17 protein-coding genes are annotated in these 23,297 nt (G+C 66.7%); 10 read left to right on the forward strand and 7 right to left on the reverse strand.

From position 1 onward, the window contains the following. Window positions 1–109: 109 nt before the first annotated feature. The 3 genes from FHT08_RS17120 to hemH all read right to left on the reverse strand — a co-directional run bounded on the left by FHT08_RS17120 (window position 110) and on the right by hemH (window position 2,372). Window positions 110–397, reverse strand: coding sequence for a hypothetical protein (locus tag FHT08_RS17120; RefSeq protein WP_024937605.1), 288 nt, complete (start codon window positions 395–397; stop codon window positions 110–112). 140 nt (window positions 398–537) lie between these two features. Further along, window positions 538–1,404: an alpha/beta hydrolase gene (locus tag FHT08_RS17125; protein ID WP_166776245.1), complete on the reverse strand. Its 867-nt coding sequence runs from the start codon at window positions 1,402–1,404 to the stop codon at window positions 538–540. Window positions 1,405–1,406: 2 nt separating this feature from the next. Further along, window positions 1,407–2,372, reverse strand: coding sequence for a ferrochelatase (gene hemH, locus FHT08_RS17130; RefSeq protein ID WP_047130578.1), 966 nt, complete (start codon window positions 2,370–2,372; stop codon window positions 1,407–1,409). Window positions 2,373–2,526: 154 nt separating this feature from the next. On the opposite strand from hemH, the gene FHT08_RS17135 reads away from it, so the two are divergent. The 4 genes from FHT08_RS17135 to tatC all read left to right on the forward strand — a co-directional run bounded on the left by FHT08_RS17135 (window position 2,527) and on the right by tatC (window position 5,070). Next, window positions 2,527–3,429 carry a YSC84-related protein gene (locus FHT08_RS17135; protein WP_166775989.1) on the forward strand — a complete coding sequence of 301 codons (903 nt, stop codon included), beginning with the start codon at window positions 2,527–2,529 and terminating at the stop codon, window positions 3,427–3,429. A gap of 73 nt (window positions 3,430–3,502) precedes the next feature. Next, a complete protein-coding gene (gene tatA / locus FHT08_RS17140) occupies window positions 3,503–3,730 on the forward strand; it encodes a Sec-independent protein translocase subunit TatA (RefSeq protein WP_047130545.1) in 228 nt (75 codons plus the stop codon). Between the two features lie 15 nt (window positions 3,731–3,745). After that, window positions 3,746–4,336, forward strand: a complete 591-nt coding sequence (gene tatB / locus FHT08_RS17145) for a Sec-independent protein translocase protein TatB (protein ID WP_166775991.1) — start codon at window positions 3,746–3,748, stop codon at window positions 4,334–4,336. Then, window positions 4,333–5,070, forward strand: a complete 738-nt coding sequence (tatC, locus tag FHT08_RS17150) for a twin-arginine translocase subunit TatC (RefSeq protein ID WP_016904254.1) — start codon at window positions 4,333–4,335, stop codon at window positions 5,068–5,070. Before tatB ends, tatC begins: the two co-directional genes overlap by 4 nt. Before the next feature lie 183 nt (window positions 5,071–5,253). Here tatC and FHT08_RS17155 read toward each other — a convergent pair whose 3' ends face one another. After that, window positions 5,254–6,153: a BPSS1780 family membrane protein gene (locus FHT08_RS17155; RefSeq protein WP_047130547.1), complete on the reverse strand. Its 900-nt coding sequence runs from the start codon at window positions 6,151–6,153 to the stop codon at window positions 5,254–5,256. A 45-nt stretch (window positions 6,154–6,198) separates the two neighbouring features. Then, window positions 6,199–6,963 carry a glutamine amidotransferase gene (locus FHT08_RS17160; protein WP_047130548.1) on the reverse strand — a complete coding sequence of 255 codons (765 nt, stop codon included), beginning with the start codon at window positions 6,961–6,963 and terminating at the stop codon, window positions 6,199–6,201. Between FHT08_RS17160 and FHT08_RS17165 the strand changes: the two genes are divergently transcribed. Continuing rightward, window positions 6,962–7,189 carry a hypothetical protein gene (locus FHT08_RS17165; RefSeq protein ID WP_146096319.1) on the forward strand — a complete coding sequence of 76 codons (228 nt, stop codon included), beginning with the start codon at window positions 6,962–6,964 and terminating at the stop codon, window positions 7,187–7,189. The two genes, FHT08_RS17160 and FHT08_RS17165, sit on opposite strands and share 2 nt — an antisense overlap. Before the next feature lie 302 nt (window positions 7,190–7,491). Here the strand turns inward: FHT08_RS17165 and FHT08_RS17170 are convergent, their stop codons facing one another. Continuing rightward, complete coding sequence (locus tag FHT08_RS17170) at window positions 7,492–9,306, reverse strand: GspE/PulE family protein (protein ID WP_166775993.1); 1,815 nt, start codon at window positions 9,304–9,306, stop codon at window positions 7,492–7,494. A 90-nt stretch (window positions 9,307–9,396) separates the two neighbouring features. On the opposite strand from FHT08_RS17170, the gene glyQ reads away from it, so the two are divergent. From glyQ to FHT08_RS17185, 3 genes are all read left to right on the forward strand, one after another. Then, window positions 9,397–10,305, forward strand: a complete 909-nt coding sequence (gene glyQ / locus FHT08_RS17175) for a glycine--tRNA ligase subunit alpha (protein WP_047130550.1) — start codon at window positions 9,397–9,399, stop codon at window positions 10,303–10,305. 294 nt (window positions 10,306–10,599) lie between these two features. After that, a complete protein-coding gene (glyS, locus tag FHT08_RS17180) occupies window positions 10,600–12,837 on the forward strand; it encodes a glycine--tRNA ligase subunit beta (RefSeq protein WP_166775995.1) in 2,238 nt (745 codons plus the stop codon). Continuing rightward, window positions 12,837–14,426 carry a sulfotransferase gene (locus FHT08_RS17185; RefSeq protein WP_166775997.1) on the forward strand — a complete coding sequence of 530 codons (1,590 nt, stop codon included), beginning with the start codon at window positions 12,837–12,839 and terminating at the stop codon, window positions 14,424–14,426. Before glyS ends, FHT08_RS17185 begins: the two co-directional genes overlap by 1 nt. A 216-nt stretch (window positions 14,427–14,642) precedes the next feature. On the opposite strand, the gene FHT08_RS17190 is transcribed toward FHT08_RS17185, so the two are convergent. After that, complete coding sequence (locus FHT08_RS17190; RefSeq protein WP_208409118.1) at window positions 14,643–17,333, reverse strand: TonB-dependent receptor; 2,691 nt, start codon at window positions 17,331–17,333, stop codon at window positions 14,643–14,645. 240 nt (window positions 17,334–17,573) lie between these two features. On the opposite strand from FHT08_RS17190, the gene FHT08_RS17195 reads away from it, so the two are divergent. Together FHT08_RS17195 and FHT08_RS17200 are read left to right on the forward strand one after the other, a co-directional pair. Continuing rightward, window positions 17,574–19,355 (forward strand): autotransporter assembly complex family protein, encoded by a 1,782-nt coding sequence (locus FHT08_RS17195; RefSeq protein WP_166776001.1) that lies wholly within the window; start codon window positions 17,574–17,576, stop codon window positions 19,353–19,355. Then, complete coding sequence (locus FHT08_RS17200) at window positions 19,352–23,212, forward strand: translocation/assembly module TamB domain-containing protein (protein WP_166776002.1); 3,861 nt, start codon at window positions 19,352–19,354, stop codon at window positions 23,210–23,212. The genes FHT08_RS17195 and FHT08_RS17200 overlap by 4 nt, the downstream gene beginning before the upstream one ends. Window positions 23,213–23,297 lie beyond the last annotated feature (85 nt).

The raw sequence follows: 23,297 nt of genomic DNA on the forward strand, positions 1-23,297 counted from the left end.
TCCTGCAACGATTAAGGCGCGAAGTCGGGGCGCCAGTGCGCTTCGGGCTTTCGGAGAGATGCTGCGCGATGACGCGGCTAGCGAAGCGCCATAGCGTCACGCGGCTGCGCTAGCGCCATTGGTAAGACGCGGCGCGCGCAAGGTGCCGGCAGGCCAGCGGCGACAGCCACGCAAAGCGCCTGGTCAGGGCACACTCGATGGCCGCGATGCCGGCCTGCAGCTCGCGTGCCGATCCCCAATGGTCGGCGTCGCAGGCCACCGACCAGACCTCATCCAGGCGCCGGCGATCGTCCGGATCCAGTTGCGGCGACGCGTGCACCGTCTCCAGGAACGTCCCTGGCAAACTCCACTGCTCGAAGGATTCGATCGCGGCGACAAGCCGGTCTGGATGGCCCATTGCGCTAGCTCAACCGTGCCAGGATGCCGTGTGCCGCTGACGATGCCTGCTGGCACTGAGGTCTGCTGTCGCATGCAAGGCAACAAGCACGAACGTCAGCGGCGTGGCATCGCGCAGGACGCATGCACGCATTCCACGCATCACGTGTGCGGCGGCGGCAACGACGCCAGAAAACCATTGATCACCGCCGCCACCGCTTCCGGTGCTTCCATGTGCACATGATGCGTGCCCGGCAATAGATGCAGGCGTGCATCGCGCATCAGCGCCACGCGGTGATCGCGCAAGGCATCTGGGAAGTACACCTGCGCCGGCGTGGCGAAGATGGCCTGGGTCGGGCAGGCGATGGAGGCCAGCAGCACGTCGATCTGCGCTTCGGTCATGCGGATTGCAGTGGGCAAGGTCAGGCGCGGGTCGCTGCACCAGCTGTAGCCGCCTTCGACCGCGCGCACGCCGCGCTCCACCAGCAGCCGCGCGGCCGCTTCGGTGAGCTGGTTGGCCATCATGCGTGCGCGCACCGGCATCTCCATCGACGGAAACACCCGCAACGGCCGCTGCGCCAGCGTGCGCGCCGAGGCCACCGCGTCGCGCAGGCGGGTGGCGGTGCTCTCGACCGGCTCGGCCAGCGCGCCCAGCGCCTCGATCGCGATCAGTGCCTCGATGCGTTCCGGCGCCGCAGCGGCCAGCAGGCTGGCAACGCCGCCGCCCAGCGAATGCCCGAGCACGCTGAAGCGCTCCCAGCCCAGACCATCGGCCACCTGCAGCAGGATCGCGATTGCGCTGCTGAGCGTGTACTCGGCGCCGGTCGGCAACCACGCGCTGTGGCCGTGACCGGGCAGATCCAGCAATACCAGGTCAAGGTCCCGCGCGTGCAGATGCGCGCTCAGCGGCAGGAAGCTGGCGGCATTGTCGAGCCAGCCATGCAGCGCCAGCACCCGGCGCGGGCCACGTTCGGGATTGCGCAGCCCGGTGACCCGGCCGATCGCCAGGTCGCACGCAAACGGCTCCAACCTCACGCGCGTCGCGCCAACGCGGCCAGTGCCTGCGCATGCGCCGGGCTGGCGTTGAGGCAGGGGATATAGCTGAGCGTGGCGCCGCGTTCGGCCAGCGTTTCGGCAAAGCCCAGCGCCACTTCTTCCAGGGTTTCCAGGCAGTCGGTGGCAAAACCCGGGCAGACCAGGTCGAAGCTGCGCACGCCGCCTTCGGCCAGTTTCCACAAGGTCGGCTCGGCGTACGGCTGCAGCCAGCGTTCCGAACCGAAGCGCGACTGGTAGCCCATCTGCCATTCGTCCGCGCCCAGGCCGAGCGCGGTGACGATGGCCTGCGCGCTGCGCTCGCATTGCTGAGGATACGGGTCGCCGGCATTGGCCACGCGCTGCGGCAGGCCGTGGAAGGAGAACATCAGCTTCTCGCTGCGCCCGTGCGCCTGCCAGTGCGCGCGGATCGAATCGGCGATCGCCGCGACCCAGCCGGCGTCTTCGCAATAGTCCTGGATCACCTCCACCGCGATCTCCGGCGCGCTCGGGCGCCAGGCATCGATCACGTCCTGGATCGAGGCGGTGGTGGTGGTGGAATACTGCGGATACAGCGGCAGCACCACGATGCGTCTGATACCGCGCGCGCGCAGACCATCCAGCGTCTTGCGCAGCGCCGGGGCGCCATAGCGCATGGCCCACTCCACGTGCCAGCCCGGCATGACCTCTTTCAGGCCCTCGGCCAGACGGCGCGTGTACACCGCCAGCGGCGAGCCGTCCGGCAGCCAGACCTTGGCGTACTTCTCGGCCGACTTGGGCCCGCGGATCGGCAGGATCACCCCATACAGCAGCGGCTTCCAGAACAGCGGCGGGATCGCCACCACGCGGCGGTCGCTGAGGAACTCGGCTAGGTAACGGCGCACGGCCGGGGCGGTGGGCGACTCGGGGGTGCCGAGATTGACGACCAGCAGGGCGGTATCGGGGGGGGTGTTCATGCGTCCCATTCTGGCAGAGCGCAGCGGTGCTGCCGAGGACAGCGCATCGATCGCTCCCATTGACCGCCTCTGACACCCCCCGGCTGCGCTCACCACCGATTCATTGCGCCACCACTAACGTCGCGCCATTGCTATCTTTGACGATTGTCCTTTGGAGCTTGTCATGCCTCGTCTGTCGCGCCTGGCCCTGTTGTTGTCGCTCACCTTCGCCGCCGGCCATGCCGTCGCCGGTCCGGAAGAGGACCAGCGCGCGCGTAACGCGGTGCGCGTGCTCAATGAGATCATGAAGATTCCCGAGCAGGCGATCCCGGACAAGCTGCTCGACGAAGCGCGCGCCATCGTGGTCATCCCCGACACGCTCAAGGCCGGGCTGGTGATCGGCGGCCGGCGCGGGCACGGCCTGATGTCGATGAAAAACGCCGACGGCAGCTGGTCGCAGCCGGTGTTCGTCAAGCTCACCGGCGGCAGCATCGGCTTCCAGGCCGGCGTGCAGTCCTCCGACGTGGTGCTGGTGTTCCGCAACGACCGTAGCCTGGACAACATCGTCAACGGCAAGTTCACCCTCGGGGCCGATGCCGGCGTGGCCGCCGGCCCGGTCGGCCGCAATGCCGCCGCCGCCACCGACGGCCAGCTCAAGGCCGAAATCTGGTCGTGGTCGCGCGCCCGGGGCCTGTTCGCCGGCGTGGCGCTGGACGGCGCGGTGCTGCAGATCGACGATGCCGCCGACCTCAACGCCTACGGTGGCGGCGCCACCCCGCGCATGATCTTCGAAGGGCGCACCAACGAGCGTGCCTCCACCGACGTGACCGCCTTCCGCGACCGCCTGGAAGAGGCGACCTACACCGCACGCGCCAATCGCGGTACCGATGGCAGTGCCGACGACGCGTCCGGCGCGCCGCGTCCGGCAACGCCGCCACCGGCACAGGCGGCCGCCACGCCGCCGCCGGCGGTCAACGAGGCCAGCACCGTGCCGATGCAGCCCAGCACGACGCCACCGCCGCAGCAGGGCTTCCAGCCGGTGTCCGATGGCGAAATCCGCACCGAATCGCTGGACGGCAACCGCTGACGGGCTGTCATCCCCCTGCGCGGTGCGCTGGGGTATCCTGCGTGCTCCTTCTTCTTCAGCAAGCGAGCAGATCATGGGCGGTTTCAGCATTTGGCACTGGCTGATCGTGCTGGTGATCGTGTTGCTGGTGTTCGGTACCAAGCGGCTCACCAGCGGTGCCAAGGATCTCGGCAGCGCGGTCAAAGAATTCAAGAAAGGCATGCACGACGACGACAAGCCGGCCGGCAAGCTCGGTGACGACACCCGCACGGCCGAACAGGCACGGCAGGCGCAGGCCGAGCGCGATCGCGACGCGCGTTGATCCGGAGCGGCGTCGGTGTTTGACATAGGTGTTGGCGAACTGACGCTGATTGCGATCGTCGCCCTGGTCGTGCTCGGTCCCGAGCGCCTGCCAAAGGCGGCCCGGTTTGCCGGACTGTGGGTGCGCCGCGCGCGCATGCAGTGGGATTCGGTCAAGCAGGAACTGGAGCGCGAGCTGGAAGCCGAAGAGCTCAAGCGTAGCCTGCAGGATGTGCAGGCCTCGCTGCGCGAAGCCGAAGACCAGCTGCGCAACAAGCAGCAGCATCTGGAGCAGGGCGCCCGCGCGCTGCACGACGAGGTCGGGCGCGATATCGATATCCGCAGCCCGGCCACACCGGTGGCGACGCCGCTGGAGCTGGCGCATGCGGATCTGTCTGCCGGGGCGACCGCCGCGTCGGCAGGAGGTGGCGCGGACGCGCCTGAATCTGCGGCGCCGGTCATTGCCCAGGCCCAGCCGATTGCGCCGGCACCGCATCAAACGGTGGTACCGGCCCCGCATGCCGCGCATACCACCAGCGCACAGACACCGGTGAGCGCGACGCCGATCGAGCCGGGCACCGCGACGCCGCTGGCCGCGCCGGGCAAGATCCAGGAGAAACCGCCGTGAGCCTGTTCGACGACGCACAGGCCGAAAGCAGTCTGATCGAGCATCTGGTCGAATTGCGCGCGCGCCTGGTGCGCGCCCTGATCGGCCTGGGCGTGGTGCTGCTGGCGTTGCTGCCATTTTCGCGGGCGATCTATTCGTGGCTGGCCGCGCCGCTGATTTCGCAGCTGCCGCTGGGGCAGACGATGATCGCGATGAACCCGGCCGGCGCGTTCTTCGCACCGCTCAAGCTGACCTTCTTCGTGGCGGTGTTCGTCAGCGTGCCGTGGCTGCTGTACCAGGCCTGGGCCTTCGTGGCGCCGGGCCTGTACCAGCGCGAAAAGAAACTCGCATTCCCCTTGCTGGCCTCGGCGGTGGCGCTGTTCTACATCGGCTGCGCATTCGCGTATTTCCTGGTGTTGCCGGCGGTGTTCCACTTTTTGACCACGTTCAAGCCGGACGTGATTGCCATTACCCCGGACGCCAATTCGTACCTGGATTTCGTGCTGGCGATCTTCTTCGCCTTCGGTGCGAGTTTCGAACTGCCGGTGGCGCTGGTGATCCTGGTGCTGCTGGGCTGGGTCAGCCCCAAGCAGCTGAGCGAAGGCCGCGGCTATGCCATCGTCGGGATCTTCATCCTGGCCGCGGTGCTCACCCCGCCGGACGTGGTCTCGCAGCTGATGCTGGCCATTCCGATGTGCCTGCTCTACGAGCTGGGCATCATCGCCTCGCGTGCGGTGGGGCCCAAGCCCGCCTAGCGCCTTGGCTGCAGGCGCGCGCCGACATGCAGGTGCGCAACCCGGCATCGCCCCGGACGCAATCACCCACGTAGGAGCGCACCCGGGCGCGACCGGGCTTTCCCGAGGAAGGCTTCGTCGCGCCCAGGTGCGCTCCTACGGAGCGAGGGCCTGCGGCGGCAACCACATCCCCGGTCAATACGATCAGGCCGCGAACACGTCCGGGCGCGAGGGCGGGGCCGGCCGGGCGACGGCGCCGTCGTGGCTGAACATCTGCTTCCAGGCGGCGTAGACCGAGCCGGCGAACACCGGCATCAGCACCGCCATCAGCAGCAGCTGGGCCAGCCACATCGCCACGGTCTGGCCGGCCACCAGGCCGACGATCAGCGCCACGATCATCACCGCGAAATAGATCGCGAAGATGGCGATGAAGGCCAGCACGAAGAACACCAGCATCGCCGGCAGGTTGTGCAGGCTGGCGCGCAGGCTCTCGCGCAGCGCATGACCGCCGGTACTGCGGTCGAACATCACCTGCGGCGGCATCACGAACAGTGCCAGCGTCATCGCCGCGAAGGTGGCGATGGTCAGCAGCAGCCACAGCAGGATGCGGCCGGCCGGCAGGCTGGCGGCCAGCTGCTCGATCTGCACCGGGTCCGGCTGCGCGCCGGACTGGCTGATCTGGTTGATCTTGATCATCACCTCGGACAACTGCTGCAGCCCGCTGGCGCCGATCATCACCAGCAACAGCACGCCCAGCAGCAGGCCGGCGATCAGCTGCGGCAGCAGCGACACCAGCAGATGCGGCGCGCGGCCGTCCTGCAGGCCGTGCAGCAGATGCGACGGCTTGGCGATGCGGCCTTCGTCGACCTCGCGGATCGCCCACAGCAGGCCGCCCATGAACAGCGGGCCGGCCAGCACCAGCAGGAACTGCAGGGCTGGGCCCAGCAGCGGCACCAGCACCGACAGCGACACCACCAGGGTGGCCGCCACGCTCCAGATCACCCCCAGCGAGCCAAGCGCCAGCGGCGCCCGCTTCAACAGCGAGAAACCGGTCAACAGCCATTCTGCGCCGGCAGACGCCGGCACCTTGCGGATTTCGCTCATTCCCATTCCGGATCGATACGCACCGGACCATCCGGCGTAGCGCGATTATCGCTGCTTTTGCGTGTGTGCGGCGGGATGAGCGTTCACTGTTTGCAGGCCGCGTGCGTGATGCACGAACCGGCGCAGCAGCTTGCGGGCGATCGGCGCGGCGGTGACCTCGCGGGCCACCGTGCGGGCGCAGTGCCCGTGGCGGGCGATGCACTCGGCGCGCGCCTGCACATAGCCGCGCATGTGGTGGGTGGCGAACTCGGGGTGGAACTGCACGCCCCAGGTGGCCTGCCCCCAGCGGAAGGCATGGCAGCGGTCCTGCCGCGAATGCGCCAGCACGATGGCGCCATCCGGGGCGCGCACCACCGTCTGCAGATGCGTGGCATGCGCCGGGAAGTGCGCCGGCAAGCCGGCAAACAACGGGTCCTGCTCGGCTGGCGGGTGCAATTCCAGCGCGATGGTGCCGGACTCGCGCCCGGCCGGGTTGTAGTCGACTTCGCCACCCAGCGCGTGCGCCAGCAGCTGGTGCCCGTAGCAGATGCCCAGCAGCGGCATGCCCTGGTGGGCGGCATCGCGCAGCCATGCGGCACTGCGCTCGCTCCAGTCGGCACGGTCGGTGACGTAGGCGGCCGAGCCGCTGACGATGGTGCCGGCAAAGCCGCCGCGGTCGGGCAGGCGGCCGCCGTTGGCGACGTCGATGGCGACGGTCTCATGCTCGGCCAGCCCGGCCGCGACCCGGATCCAGTGCCGAAAACGGCCGTATCGCTTCATCTCCGGCACGGGATGCCCGGTTTCGATGATCAGGAACGGCAGGGCGGACATGCGGACGAAGATCCAGCAGCGACGGATGCGCCCGATTGTAGGCAGCACCGGCCGGTTTTTTTCAATTGGCGTGCCAACGCATGCAGCTAAGGTTATGCCGAATGGCTATGTGCTGATGGCTGGGGTTGGTTACCTGCGCTGTGTAGATGTAAGAGCAGTGATGGCTGAGATGGTTTGTGCCACGTCGGTTCCCGACTCGGTTGCCGCGGTGATCGTGCGCCGCTGATCTGGTTGTACTCGGCCGTGCCGTGTAGTTGGTCAATGGTGATGCCTGGTTCCTGCCAATGGCGGCATGTGCGTGCCGACGTACCCTCATCCGCCCGTCGGGCACCTTCTCCCGGTGGGAGAAGGGAGCAAACGGTGGGAGAGCTGGGCGCCTCTCCCGCCGGGGCCAGCGGGCACGGCTTGCGCGCCACTGGCGCGCGTGCCTTGGAGCGCCCGCGTCGCAAACGCGCGCCGGGGCGCGGAGCGGGGGTTGGGATGAGGGATCGCCTGTGCCGACAACAGTGCACGTCCCAGGCGATCGGCCTAGTCCCGCGGCGGCAACACCGACAATACCTCTTCCACCGTGGTCAGCCCGGCGGCGACCTTTTCCAGGCCGGTGCGCCGCAGCGTACGCAAGCCCTCGCCACGCGCGGCGTGGCTGAAGCTGGCCAGGTCGGTGTCGGCGCGGATCAGGCTGCGCAGGCGCGGGTTCACCGGCAGCAACTCGTACAGGCCGACACGGCCCAGATAGCCAGTGCGGCGGCATTCCAGGCAGCCGACCGGCGCATGCACGTTCAGCACCTCCGGCAGCGCTTCGCCCGGCTCGCGGATCGCCGCCCACTCATCGTCGCTGAGCGTGTGCGGGCGCTTGCAGTGCACGCACAGGGTGCGTACCAGCCGCTGCGCCAGCACCCCGTTGAGCGTGGACGCCACCAGGTAATGCGGCACGCCCAGGTCCAGCAGACGGGTGATCGCCGAGGCGGCGTCGTTGGTGTGCAGCGTGGACAGCACCAGATGCCCGGTCAGCGAGGCCTGCACCGCCATCTGCGCGGTCTCCAGGTCGCGGATTTCGCCGATCATGATGATGTCCGGGTCCTGGCGCAGCAACGTGCGCACGCCGCTGGCAAAATCCAGGTCGATGTTCTGCTGCACCTGCATCTGGTTGAACTCGGGCGCGATCATTTCGATCGGGTCCTCGACGCTGCATACGTTCACGTCCGGCGTGGCCAAACGCTTGAGCGTGGAATACAGCGTGGTGGTCTTGCCCGAACCGGTCGGGCCGGTGACCAGCACGATGCCGTGCGGGCGCTCGACCAGCGCGCTCCAGCCGGCGGCCTCTTCCGGGCTGAAGCCGAGCTGCTCGATGCTCTTGAACGCCGAATCCGGGTCGAAGATGCGCATCACGCACTTCTCGCCGAACGCGGTGGGCATCGTGGACAGGCGCATTTCCACCTCGCGCCCGCCCGGCGAACGGGTCTTGATGCGGCCGTCCTGCGGGCGGCGGCGTTCGGCCAGGTCCATGCGGCCGAGCACCTTGATGCGGCTGACCACCGCGGTCATCACCGACGGCGGCACTTCCAGCACCTTGTGCAGCACCCCGTCGATGCGGAAGCGCATTCGCCCGGCCTCGCGACGCGGCTCCAGATGGATGTCGCTGGCGCGCTGTTCGTAGGCGTACTGCAGCAGCCAGTCGACGATATGCACGATGTGGTGGTCGTCGGCATTGACGTCGCCGGCGCGGCCCAGTTCCACCAGCTGCTCGAAACTGGGCAGGCCGGCACCCGGTTCGGCGCTGCGCACATCGCCGCGCGCGCCGCGCACCGACTGGGTCACCCCAAAGAACTCCATCGTGTAGCGATGCAGGTCCAGCGGGTTGATCAGTGCCAGCTCGATGCGACGCCGGCTCAGATGCTGCACGTCGGCCAGCCAGTCCAGCGCCAGCGGCTCGCTGGTGGCGATCAGCACGCGCTCGGCATCCAGCGCCAGCGGCAGAATGCGGTGGCGGCGCGCATACGCATGCGAGACCACGCCGGTAACCGCGGCCACATCGATGCGGGTGGGATCGATGCGCAGATAGCGCAGGCCGGTGCGGGTGGCCAGCCATTCGGTCAGCCGTTCCAGCCCGAGTTCGCCGGCCGGCGGCTGCGCGGCATGCAATTTGAGGTTGGCCAGCAGCACCAGCGGATGCACCTCGCTGGCATTGCGCACGCCGGCGGCGGAGAACTGCACGCGCTCGTGTTCGTGCGGCACCACCATGCCATCGGCGAGCAACGCGGCAGCCACCGGGTCGAACATCAACCGGCCGCGCGGCAGGATCGCTACCGTACCCTCTGGATCGGCCGTACGCCGCTGTTCCATGTTCGATGTTCCCCTGCAGCGGTGCTCCGCGGCAAAGCGCTGCGGGCCGGCCGGTATACTAGCGCACCCCTTCCGCACGGCCTTTGCTGCATGTCCGATTCTCGGCGCGTTCCAATCACTTTCCAGGGCCTGATCCAGACCCTCAACCAGTACTGGGCCGAGCAAGGCTGTGTGCTGATCCAGCCGCTGGACCTGGAAGTGGGCGCAGGCACGTTCCATCCGGCCACCTTCCTGCGCGCGCTGGGACCAGAGCCGTGGAATGCGGCCTACGTGCAGCCCTCGCGCCGCCCCACCGACGGCCGCTACGGCGAAAACCCCAACCGCCTGCAGCGCTATTACCAGTACCAGGTGGCGATGAAGCCCAACCCGGACAACATCCAGGACCTGTACCTGGGGTCGCTCAAGGCCTTGGGCATCGATCCGCTGGTGCACGACCTGCGCTTTGTCGAGGACAACTGGGAGTCGCCGACGCTCGGCGCCTGGGGCCTGGGCTGGGAAGTCTGGCTCAACGGGATGGAGGTCACCCAGTTCACCTACTTCCAGCAGGCCGGCGGACTGGAATGCAAACCGGTGCTGGGCGAGATCACCTACGGGCTGGAACGGCTGTGCATGTATCTGCAGAGCTGCGACAACGTCTACGACCTGGTATGGACCTACGGCCCGGACGGCACGCCGGTAAGCTACGGCGATGTGTACCACCAGAACGAGGTGGAACACAGCGCCTACAACTTCGAGCATGCCAATGTGGCCGAGCTGTTTCATCGCTTCGACGCCTGCGAAGCCGAAGCCAGGCACCTGGTCGAGGTCGGCCTGCCGCTGCCGGCCTACGAGCAGGTCACCAAGGCCAGCCATGCGTTCAACCTGCTGGATGCGCGCCGCGCGATCAGCGTGACCGAACGCCAGCGTTACATCCTGCGCGTGCGTGCGCTGGCGCAGGGCGTGGCGCAGGCGTATTACGCACAACGCGAGAAGCTGGGCTTTCCCGGGGTGAAGAAGTAACCGAGCCCTCTCCCCCAGGAGAGGGGTTGGGGTGAGGGTACGGAGGCGCAGCCCTCCTGCACCCAGACTCCCCAGAGCTTCGCCCGTACCCTCATCCGCCCCTTCGGGGCACCTTCCTCCCGGTGGGAGAAGGGACCCGCAAGCCCCTCTCCCCTCGGGAAAGGGATTGGGGTGAGGGGACGAGGCGCAGCCCTCCTGCACCCAGACTCCTCAGAGCTTCGCCCGTACCCTCATCCGCCCCCTCGGGGCACCTTCTCCCGACCGGAGAAGGGAACACGTAAAGGTCCACGTCTTATGAGCGAACAACTTCCCCTGCTGATCGAACTGGGCACCGAAGAGCTGCCGGTCAAGGCGCTGCCGGGTCTGGCGCAGGCTTTCTTCGATGGCGTGCTGCATGGTCTGGAAAAGCGCGGCGTCGCGGTCACCCGTGGCGATGCCAAGCCGCTGTCCACGCCGCGCCGCCTGGCGGTGCTGCTGCCGGGCGTGGCCACCGAGCAGCCCGAGCAGCGCTCGGAAGTGCTGGGGCCGTATCTCAACATCGCGCTGGATGCCGAGGGCAAGCCGACCAAGGCGCTGGCCGGTTTCGCGGCCAAGGCCGGGATCGACTGGACCGCGCTGGAGCGCACCAGCGACGCCAAGGGCGAGCGCTTCGTGCACCGCGCGGTGACGCCGGGCGCGCGCACCGCCGACCTGCTGCCCGACATCCTGCGCGAGGCGATCGCCGCGATGCCGATCCCCAAGCCGATGCGCTGGGGCGCGCACGAATACGCCTTTGCGCGGCCGGTGCAGTGGCTGGTGCTGCTGTTCGGCGACAGCGTTGTTCCGGCCGAGCTGCTGGGCGTGCGCGGCGATCGCCTCAGCCGCGGGCACCGTTTCATGCATCAGGGCGAGGTATCGCTGGCGGCACCGGGCGATTACGTCGAGACCTTGCGCGCGGCGCATGTGCTGGTGGATGCGGACGCACGCCGTGCGCGCATCGTCGAAGAGGTCGAAGCCGCCGCCAGGCAGGCCGGCGGCAGTGCGCGCATCAGCGACGACAACCTGGAGCAGGTGGTCAACCTGGTCGAATGGCCGTCGGCGGTGCTGTGCAGTTTCGAGCGCGACTTCCTGGCGGTGCCGCAGGAAGCGCTGATCGAAACCATGGAGATCAACCAGAAGTTCTTCCCGGTGCTGGACGACGGCGGCAAGCTGACCGAGCAGTTCATCGGCATCGCCAATATCGCCTCCAAGGACGTGGCCGAAGTTGCCAAGGGCTACGAGCGGGTGATCCGTCCGCGTTTTGCCGATGCCAAGTTCTTCTTCGACGAAGACCTCAAGCAGGGCCTGGAGGCGATGGGCGCCGGTCTGGCCAGCGTCACCTATCAGGCCAAGCTGGGCACGGTGGCCGACAAGGTCGCGCGCGTGGCGGCGCTGGCCGAGGCGATCGCGCCGCAGGTCGGTGCCGATCCGGCGCAGGCGCGCCGCGTCGCGCAGCTGGCCAAGAACGACCTGCAATCGCGCATGGTCAACGAATTCCCGGAGCTGCAGGGCATTGCAGGGCGTCATTACGCCAAGGCCGCCGGTGAGCCGAGCGAGATTTCGCTGGCCATCGACGAGGCCTACCAGCCGCGTTTTTCCGGCGACGACATCGCACTGTCGCCGCTGGGCAAGGTGCTGGCGATTGCCGAACGGCTGGATACCTTGGCCGGTGGCTTTGCGGCCGGTTTGAAGCCGACCGGCAACAAGGACCCGTTCGCGCTGCGGCGCAATGCCCTGGGGTTGGCGCGGACGGTGATTGAGAGTGGGTTTGATCTGGATTTGAAAGAGTTGCTTGTAGAGGCTAGAAATCAGATCAATGTCCAAGCAAGTGCCAGACAATTGCTCAAGACAGAAACTGCGATCACCAAAGCAAAAGATGCCGGTGCTGCCTTGCCGCCATCTGTTGAAAAGGACGCACACACCGCGTTGGCGCAGGCGGGTCAAGATGCAGAGATTTTTGACTTCATCCTCGACCGCCTACGCGGCTACTACGCAGACAAGGGCGTTCCTGCCACGCACTTCAACGCGGTCGCCGCACTGTTCTCGGTCGCGCCCGAGGGCGCTCCTACAGGGCTCGTAGGAGCGCACCTGGGCGCGACCCACGGCTCCCTCTACGACTTCGACCGCCGTATCGATGCGATCGGCATCTTCGCCACGCTGCCCGAAGCCGAGGCCCTGGCGGCAGCCAACAAGCGCATCCGCAACATCCTGCGCAAGGTCGAGGGCGAGATCCCCGGCGACATCGACACCAGCCTGCTGCGCGAACCGGCCGAAGAAGCCCTGGCCGAAGCGGTGGAAGCGGCCATCGGCGATACCGGCGATGCGCTGCACCGGCACGACTACGTCGCCGTGCTCGCACGCCTGGCGCGGTTGCGCCCGCAGGTGGACGCGTTCTTTGACGGGGTGATGGTCAATGCCGAAGACGCGCAACTGCGCGCCAATCGCCTGGCCCTGCTGAAGAAGCTCGGCGACCGTCTCGGCAGCGTCGCCGCCATCGAGCATCTGTCCAGCTGATGGCCGCGTCCGCCGGCGCGGTGCACTGGCAGACCGCGCAGGCCGCGTTGGCACGCCGCGACCTGGGTGTGGCGGCGTCTGCGTTGCAGGCGCTGCTGGAGGTGGAGCCGGCGCATGTGTCGGCCCGCGTGCTGCTGGCCGGCACCGTGCTGGCCAATGGCAGGATGCGCGAGGCGGTTGCGCAGCTGCGGCTGGCCGCAGGCGATCTCGGCGACGACGTGGCGATGCGTTGCCGCGTGGCGCAGGCCTTGTTGCGGGTCGGCGAGCATCGCGCACTGCATGCCTTGCTGCGGCACCCGTCGGTGACGCAGTGCCAGGACGGCGCGACCTTGGCCTTGCTCGCGCACGTGCATCAATCGCTGGGCGAACATGTCGACGCACTGGCGATGATGCAGCGCGCGCAGGCCTGCGGATTCGATGGACCGGATTTCCGTTTTTTCCTTGCGGTGCAGTTGCAGTTCAATGGTCGCCTCGATGAAGCGGCGCAGGCGCTGGAGCATGCGCTGGCGCACACGCCCGGCTATGGCCGCGCGGCGTTGACGCGTGCGCGCCTGCGCCGGCAGAGCGCCAGCAGCAACCATGTGGAACAACTGCGTCAACAGTTGCAGCTCGCCAAGCCCGACAGCGAAGATCGCGCCGGGCTGGCGTTCGCGCTGTACAAGGAGCTGGAAGACCTCGGCCAGACCGAGGCCGCCTGGGACGCGCTACAGCACGGCAACGCGGTGATGCATGCACGCCTGCGTCATGACGCCGAAGCCGAGGCGGCGTTGTACGCGCAGCTGGGTGCATTGGCCGACCAGGGCGTGTTCGCCGCGCAGCAAGCCCCTGTCGCGCACGGCCCGCAACCGATCTTCGTGCTCGGTTTGCCGCGCTCGGGCACCACGGTGCTGGAGCGGATGCTGGGTAATCATTCTCAGGTGGTGTCGGCTGGCGAGTTGAACGACTTCGGCCATCAACTACGCTGGGGCGCCGACCAGGCCGGTCGCAGCCTGCTGGATGCGCGGCTGCTGCAGGCCTTGCCGACGCTGGACTACGCGCAGATCGGCGCGCGTTACCTGGAACAGACGCAATGGCGAGCCGGATCGGCACGCTGGTACATCGACAAGCTACCGGCCAATGCAGTGGCGATCGGCGCGATCGCGCGCGCCTTGCCGGGGGCATTGATCGTGCAGCTGGTACGCGAGCCGATGGCGGTGTGCTTCTCCAATTACCGCGCGCTGTTCGGTGATTCTTACGCCTACAGCTACGACCTGCACACGCTGGCGCGCCACTATCAGGCGTATCACGCCCTGATGGCGCAGTGGCGCGCGGCATTGCCGGGCCGGGTGATCGATGTGGACTATGCGCAGATGGTGCGCGATCCATCCGCGGTGTTGCAGCAGTTGATGGCGCGCTGTGGGCTGCAGATCGAGCCTGGGCAGATCGATATCACCCGCAATGCGGCCGCATCGGCCACGCTGAGCAGCGTGCAGGTGCGCGAAGGCGTGCATGGGCGCAACGTCGAAGAATGGCGGCGCTACGCCACGCAGCTGGAGCCGCTGCGGCAGGCCTTGTTGCATGCCGGCCTGATCCAGACCGACGCACGCTGACAACGGCCAGCGAAACGACGCGGAGACGCCGCCGCGACGCATGCAGTGTGGCAGCAAACAAAGTGCCTGCGTGTCGCCAGCCTCGTCGTGTCTGGCCACTCCAAGTTCGCCCACTCGCAGCAGCGGCGATCCCCAAGCGCTCGATCCAAAAACGCTTGTCTCAAAACGCCAACGGCAGCCCCGTGGCTGCCGTTGGCAAATACCACTCTGGCTGACTCAGTGCGCGCCGAAACGCCAGTTGAGCTCCAGCATGTAGGAACGCCCGTAACCGGTGTAGTTGAAGATGTTGTAGTACGGATAGCTGCTGTAGGTGCGATCGCGCGGCGGCCGGGTGTCAGCCAGGTTGTTGACCGTGGCGGTCAGCGAGATGTCGTCGTTGACCGCATAGTCCAGCGTGGCATTGAGCGTGGTCCACGCACCGACCTTGCGTGCGCCTTCCACCGCATAGCCATCGGTGCTTTGCTGTGCGGTGAAGTTGGGCGTACGTCCGTAACGCTGGCCGAACAAGGTGGTGGTCCACGCATCCTTCTGCCAGGTGATCGAGGCATTGGTGATGCTGCGGAACTCGGAAGAGAAGAACGGCTCGCTCAGCAGGTCGCGCACCGGGTCTTGCGGGAACTGCTGACTTTCATGCTTGAGCGTGAGGTTGTATTGCGCGTCGAACACGAACAGGCCCCAGGAGTCGGTAGCCAGGTTGTAGGTCGCCTTGGTCAGCACGCCGGAGATTTCCTCGTTGGAAATATTGACCGGGTTGATGCGGATGTTGCTCAGGCGATTGGGTACCGGCGCATCGGCGGCCGTGCGATCGATGCGCGACAGCGCGTCGACGCAGGTCGGCGAGTTGATATCCAGGGCGCCGAGCCGGCAGGCCGATTCGTTCTGCAGCAGGGCATCGGTGCTCAGGTCGCTGACCTTGTCATCGATCTTGATGTTGTAGTAATCGGCGTTGACGCTGAAGCTTGCGCTCGGCGACCACACCACGCCGGCACCCCAGGACTTTGCGGTGATCGACTTCAGATCCGCATTGCCGGACCGACGGCCCTGGATGCTGGTGCCGCCATAGGTGCAGTCGGCGATCGGCACGTTGGGTTCTTCGAGTGCGCAACGGTAGTAATCGTTGACGCCCTGGAAGAAGCCGCTATCGCCAGCGAAGGAAAACGCCATGTCCGGTGCCTTGAACGCGGTGGCGTAATTGCCGCGGAACAGCAGCGAATCGATCGGACGGAATTCCAGCGCGGCCTTGTAGGTGAACTTGGAATCACCACCGCCGCCCTGGTTCTTGTAGTCGTCGTAGCGGCCCGACAGATTGGCGGTCAAGGTGCTCAGGATCGGCACCCGCATTTCGAAGGCCGCCGCCCAGTTCTCGCGCTTGCCGCTGCCCTGGGTGCCGGTCAGCTGGTAGAAGTCGCCAGCGATCACGCGTTGGTCGGTCGGGTTGGTCCAGTACTGATTACCGGCCTGCACCACACCGGCGACGCCGACCGCACCGGCCGGCAGGTTGAACAACTCGGTGTTGGTCAGCTGCAGGTTGACGTTCTGGGTCCAGGTCCGGGACTTGGTGCGGATTTCGTCGTTGAAGCTGCGGTACTGCGCCGGCGTCAAGGCGCGATAGAAGTTGGCATCGTTGGGCGAATAGATCGGGTAGCCGTAGTACTCGCCCTGCGGAGCGCCAAGGAACTGTTCGCGGAAGAAATCTTCGATGCGATCGGCCAGCGGCCACTGCTGACGGCTTTCGATGCGATACTCCGAGCGTGCGTAGTAGGCATCGTAGGTCCAGTTGCTGGCACCCAGGCCGCCTTTCAGGCCAAGCGCGATGTTGTAGGAATCGGCAGTCTGGCGGTCGTTGTTGAAGTTTTGATTGCCGGTTTCTTCCGGCGCAAAGATGCGTTGATAGCTTTCGAGCTGCTGGCTGTCCTGATTGTAGAAATAACCACCGGTATCGGAGGATGTCTGCCAGAAGCGGGGGCCACTATTGACCTCGACCTTGGTGCGATTGAGCAGCAGGGTCGAGTACAGCTCGACGTTGTCGTTGAAGGCATAGCTCAGGTTGGCATAGCCGCTGGCGCTGCGTTCCTTGTTAAGGATGCTGGCGTAGCCCGGCTCGGTGCGGCTGCTGCAGAAGTTGCCGCGGTTGGCGCGGTTGTCGTACTGCACCGAGCCATTGAACAGCGGTCCCAATGCAGCGCAATTTTCGGCTCCCGGATCGAGATAGGTGGCGGGCAGGTTATGCAAGGCAATGCGTGAGCCGTAACGCAGGGTCGGGTCAGGATTGTCGCTGGTGGAATCGAAATCGCGGCGCTGGTAGCCGTAGATCGGATCCTGATTGTTGAGCTGCAGGCCCCACACGATGTTGGCGCCACCGATTTCGTTGCCACCGGTGAGCTGGAAGCGCTGGTTGTTGCCGCCACCCCCGTCGTAGGTGCCCATGCGGTAATTCATCTGCACGCCGTCCATGCGCTTCTTCAGGATGATGTTGACCACGCCGGCAATGGCGCTGGAGCCGTAGATCGAGGACTGGTTGCCCGGCGCCACGTCGATGCGTTCGACCATGCCCACTGGCACGCTGGCCAGGTCGACGAAATTGCTCTGGCCGTTGTAGAGCAGTGGGTAATCGGCCATCGGCCGGCCGTCGATCAGCACCAGGGTGAAGCCGGGGTCCAGGCCGAGCAGGCTCAGCGATTTGGCGCCGGCAGTGAAGCCGCCACTGAACTGACCGTCCTGGACCGAGCCGGTAGCCATCGGTTGCGAGCGCAGCACGTCGTAGACGTCCTTGAAGCCGCGGCGCTGGATGTCCTGGGCGGTGATCGAAAACACCGGGGTCGCGGTTTCGACCTGGGACCGGGGAATCAACGACCCTGTCACCGTGACCTTGTCCAGTTGAGTCACTTCACCTGAATCCTGTGCCATCGCAAGCGATGGCATGGTCAGGGCGGTGCACACGGCGGTGACCAGCAAATGACGCTTCATGAAACGCACCTCTCTCTCCAAAGGTATGAACGGGCGCGCGGCAATCGGGGGGGCCGCACGCAATGGGTGTCAACGAAACGTTAACAACGTGCCGACTGTACCGAGTTCTATCCGATGCCGTATAGGCGTGTTTCTTCAGTTTTTTTGTCCCTTCACGCCCAGGCTAGGTATCCTTGGGCGATGCTTAAAGCCGCGTTTGCTCTCTCCCTGCTGTGCACCCTGTTCGTTCCGCTGCAAGCGGTTGCCCGGGCGACCATCGACAAGATCGAAATCAAGGGCTTGGACGACGACGACGACGCCGAGATGATCGAGAACATCGAGGTCTCCCTGTCTCTGTATGAGGCCGTCGGCAAGGAGCAGGGCGAGTCGCGACTGGAATATCTGCTGGCACAGGCCGAACGGCAGACGCGCGAGGCGCTGGAACCGTTCGGCTATTACTCGCCCACCATCGAGCTGGCCGCGCCGCGCACCGGCGACAAGGTGACGGTGGTGATCACCGTGGAGCGCGGCGAGCCGGTACGCGTGCGGCAGTCGCATATCTCCATTACCGGCTGGGCCGAGCAGGACCGTTACCTGGGCCAGGATCTCAAGCAGTTCGAACCGCGCGAAGGCCAGGTCTTCAGCCATCCGCAGTACGAAGCGAGCAAGGTGCGCATCACCCGCCGGCTGGCCGAGCGCGGTTACTTCGATGCCGACTTCACCCAACGCCGCGTCGCGGTGACGCGCGCCGAGCACGCCGCCGATATCGATCTGAACTGGGACAGCGGCCGCCGCTACGACATGGGCAAGGTGCGCTTTGACTACGACTATTTCCGTCCTGGCCTGTTCGAGCCGTTGGTGTATTGGGACGAGGGCAGCTACTACCACGAAGGCAAGCTGGATCGCCTGCGCGAGTCGCTGACCAAGCTGGATTACTTCAGCACCATCGACATCCAGCCCAAGCCGGAAGAAGCCGACGACCAGGGCCGGGTACCGGTGGATGTGAAGCTCACCCGCGCCAAGCGTACCGTCTACACCTCCGGCTTGAGCTACGGCAGCGAGAGCGGCGCCGGTGTGCGTGGCGGCGTGGAGCGGCGCTATGTCAATTCGCGCGGCCACAAGATGGACACGCAGCTGGATTACGCGCAGAACCGCAAGAGCCTGACCACCAGCTACCGCGTGCCGGCGTTCCGCTGGCTGGATGGCTGGTACACCGCGTCGGCGCGGCTCTACGACGAGCAGACCGAATACATCGACCTGCGCAACGTCAAACTCACCGGCAGCCGCAGCGGCCAGATCAACGAGCGCTGGAGTGCGATCGCCTCGATCAACGCCCTGCGCGAGCGCTGGCGGTTCAGCAGCGGCAGCGATTTCACCGATGCGGTCTACGAGACCTCCACGCTGATCTATCCACAGTTGCAGGTCAATTACGTCAATGTCGACGACCGCCTGTTCCCACGCAGTGGCGTATCCGGGCAGGCGTTCATCCGCGGCGGTGCCGAAGGCGCCGGCTCGGATACCAATTTCGGCCAGCTCTATGGCCAGCTGCGCTGGTTCCTGGGGGCCGGCGACAACGGCCGGGTGATCCTGCGCGGAGAAGGCGGCACCACCTGGACCAGCGACCTGGTGGCGATGCCGCCGAGCCTGCGCTTCTTTGCCGGTGGCGCCAACAGCATCCGCGGCTATGCCTTCCGCGAAGTGGGCCCGCGCACGCCCAAGCCGGACGAATTCGCACTCGGTGCCAAGCACGTGGTCACCGCCAGTGCCGAATACGAGCATTACCTCAAGGGCGGCCCCTGGGGCGGCGCGGTGTTCGTCGATAGCGGCAGTGCCTTCGACGACACGCCCGACTGGCACACCGGTATTGGCTTCGGCCTGCGCTGGCGCTCGCCGGTGGGCCCGGTGCGCGTGGACATCGCGCATGGCCTGAACGACCCCGACTCGCAGTTCCAGCTCTATATCGATATCGGGGCCAACCTGTGAGTACGCCGACCCCTACGCCACCCCCCGCACCGCGCCGCGCGCGTTTCTACCGCCGCCGCCGCTTCTGGGTGGGCTCCGGGCTGACCGTGCTGGGCCTGGTGTTGCTGGCGCTGATCGCGGTGTACTGGCTGCTGCAGACTGTGGCCGGGCGCGACGTGTTGCTGGCGCAGGTGACCGCGCGCCTGCCGGTCGGTGCCACCTTTACCTACGGCAAGGTCGAAGGCCCGGTGGCCGGCCCGCTGACCCTGCGCGATGTCGATTTCCGTTATCAGGACATCCACTTCACCGCCGAGCGTGTGTACCTGGAGCCGGACCTGCGCCCGCTGCTCGGGCGCAAGCTGCAACTGGATGCAGTGCAGGTCAGCAATGCCAGCCTGAATCTGGGCAAGAGCGAGGAGCCGTTCACGCTGCCGAGCTGGCCCGAATCGCTGCCGCAGATCAACGTGCCGCTGGCGATCCAGGCCGACAAGATCGCCGTGGAGAATCTGCGCATCACCCAGCTGCAGCAGCCGATGATCGTCCTGCATAAGGTGCAGGGCGGGCTGGAAGTGGCCACCGGCGAATTGCGCACGCGCAATCTGGTGGTCGATACCGACATGGGCGACTTCCGCCTGCACGGCGACTACGTGCCCAACGACGATTACCGCGCCGACCTGACCGCCACCGCAGTGCTGCCGGCCGCACGTGGGCGCACCCCGGCCAGCCTGGGGCTGGTCGCACGCGGCGATCTGGACAAGATGGAAGTGGCCATCGCCGGCCGCGCGCCGGCACCGCTGCAGGCCAGCCTGGTGTTCACCGGGCGCGACGATCCGACCTGGGCCTTCAAGGCCGTCACCGACGCGCTGGATACCTCGCTGCTGATGCCGGCCACCAATGGGCAGTACGCCGCCCCGGCCACACCGATCGCATTGAACCTGCAGGCCTCCGGCAAGGGCGGCAACGCCGACCTGCAAGGCAGCGTCAAGCAGGGCGAGCTGAGCGCCACCTTGCAGCCTTCGCACATCAGCCTGCTGGACCAAGTCATCACCGTCGCGCCGTTGGTGATCGATGCCTTCGAAGGCCGCGCGCAGTTGCGTGGGACTGCCGATTTCCGCGACACGCAGAATCCGAGCTTCCGTTTTGCGGTTAACGCCAGTGGCCTGCGCTTCACCCCGACGCCGGACCCCGCCACCCCCGATGCGCCGGTGGTGCCGGTGGAATTGGTCGATGCACGCCTGGGCGTGGCCGGTAACCTGAAGGCGTGGGCGGCGATCGGCCGTGCCACGCTGGAGCGCGATGGGCAGCAGGCCGCGCTGGTGTTCGACAGCCGCGGCAACGATCAACGTGCGCAGCTCAAGCAGGTGCAGGCCAAGACCCCGGGCGGCTCGCTGGATCTCACCGGCGAGGTGGGCTGGACCCCGGAGCTGCAGTGGGATGTCAGCGCCCAGCTGGCCAAGTTCGATCCGGGCTACTTCGCGCCGGGTTGGAACGGCAATCTCTCCGGCAAGGTCGCCTCCAAGGGCCGCCAGCTGCCGGCACCGGCTGGTGGCGTGTCGCCGGGCTTCGAGGCCACTGCGGATATCCCCAGCCTGACCGGCCAGCTGCGTCAACGCGCGCTGTCGGCCAACGGCAAGTTCGCCTTGCGTGGTGAACAGGGCGAGGGCCAATTGCAGCTGTCGCTGGGCAATAGCCGCATCACTGCCAAAGGCAAGGTCGGCGACCAGCTGGATATCGCCGCGCAATTGCAGCCGCTGCAGCTGGACGATGTCTTGCCCGGCGCCACCGGCACGATGCGCGGGCAGCTGCAGGTCAGCGGCCGTCGCGACGCGCCCGACATCACTGCCGACCTGGTCGGCAACGGCTTGCGCTGGAACGACTACAGCGCGCAGAGCATCAGCTTGCGCGGGCGTTTGCCGTGGCGCGGCAGCGACGGACAACTGGCCCTGCAGGGCACCGCGATCGAAGCCGGCGTGGTGCTGGACAGCGTGCGCGTGCAGGCACGCGGCGCGGTGGAAGCGCTGCGCCTGGATGCCGATATCGCCAACAGCATGGCCAACGTCGCGCTGCAGGGCGATGTCCGTCGCAATGGCGAGCGTTGGCAAGGCCAGGTCGCCACGCTGCGGATCGCACCGGCCAAGGGCGATGCCTGGGCGTTGCGCCAGCCGGCGCAGTTCAGCACCGATGGCGCCGCGTTTACCCTCTCCGACACCTGCCTGGGCGCGGCCACCGGCGGTGCGCTCTGCGCCAGCGCCAACTGGCCGCGCGAGGGCATGGTGGTGCATGGCGATGCACTGCCGCTGTCGCTGGTGCAACCGTGGCTGCCCAAGCAGGAGGGGCGGCAGATCTATCTGCGTGGCGAACTTGCGCTCGATGGCAGCTTCAAGCCGCGCGGCAATGCCTGGGAAGGCTCGTTCCGCATCGCCTCGCCCGAAGGCGGCATTCGCCTGGGCGAAACCCGCTATGCGGCGGTGGCCGGCAATCCCAATCGCGGCGAGTTGCTGCGCTACGACCAGTTCAGCGTGCAGGCCGATTTCACCCCGCAGCAGATCCAGGCCAAGCTGGGTATCGGCTTCCAGGGCGCCGGCTTTGTCGATGCCAAGTTCAACACCGGCTGGGATGCGTACGCGCCGCTCAACGGCGAGCTGTATCTCAATATGTCGCGGCTGTACTGGCTGGAGCTGGTGGTGGCCGACGTGGTGCAGCCCAAGGGCCTGGTCGAAGGCCATGTGAGCCTGCGCGGCACCCGCGACAAGCCGCTGCTGGGCGGCGACGCCACCTTGAGCAATTTCACTGCTGAATATCCGTCGATGGGTTTGACCCTGAGCGAGGGCAAGGGCCGCTTCGACGCGCTACCGGATGGCTCGGCCAAGATCACTGCTTCTGCCAAGTCGGGGCAGGGCACGCTCAACATCGATGGCGGGCTGTCGTGGTTCGGCACCAGCACGCCGCTGCTGCTGAATATCCGCGGCGAAAACGTGCTGGCCTACAACACCAGCGAGTTGCGCATCATTGCCAACCCGGACATGCAGTTCGGCATCACCGACAACACCATGCAACTGCGTGGCAAGGTTACCGTGCCCGAAGCCGACATCGACCTGGAACGCCTGGATCGCGGCACCTCGGTATCCGAGGACGTGGTGGTGCTGGACCCGGTGGATCCGGAAGAAGCGCCCGCTTCGCCGCTGGATATGGACCTGGCCATCGTGCTTGGCGACAAGGTCAACATGAGCGGCTTCGGCCTGAAGGGCGGGCTGAGCGGGCAGATGCAGATCCGCGCCCGCCCGGGCCGCGAAATGACTGCCAACGGCGGGCTGGACGTGCGCGGCCGCTACAAGGCCTACGGCCAGGACCTGACCATCAGCCGCGGCCAGCTGACCTGGAACAACAACATCGTCTCCGACCCGCGCGTGAGCCTGCGCGCCGAGCGCAAGGTCGGCGATGTCACCGCCGGCATCGACGTCAGCGGCCGTGCCGAATCGCCACGTGCCGATGTGTGGTCGGAACCGGCGATGTCGCAATCCGAAGCGCTGTCGTACCTGGTGCTCGGCCGCGGCCTGTCCACCGCCAGCAGCGACGAAACCCAGCAGGTCAGCGCGGCCTCGGCCGCCTTGTCGGCCGGCAGCAGCCTGATCGCCTCGCAGATCGGCGCCAAGCTCGGCCTGGACGAAGCGGGGGTGAGCGAATCCAGCACCGTCGGCTCGGTCGTGGGCTTCGGCAAGTATCTCTCGCCGAAACTTTATGTGGGCTACGGCGTCTCGATGGTCGGCAGCGGCTCGGTCCTGACACTGAAATACCTGCTCAGCCGCGGCTTCGACATCGAAGCCGAATCCAGCACGGTGGAGACCAAGGGGTCTGTGAACTGGCGGCGGGAAAAATAACCCGCCGCTTGCTCTTCATCACATATTGACAAAGCTGACTTGGCTGTTCATTGTGCCGGGGTGGCTAGCTCTGCTTGTCGTGCAG

The sequence above is a fragment of the Xanthomonas sp. CFBP 8151 genome, assembly GCF_011761885.1.
GTDB lineage: Bacteria > Pseudomonadota > Gammaproteobacteria > Xanthomonadales > Xanthomonadaceae > Xanthomonas > Xanthomonas arboricola_B.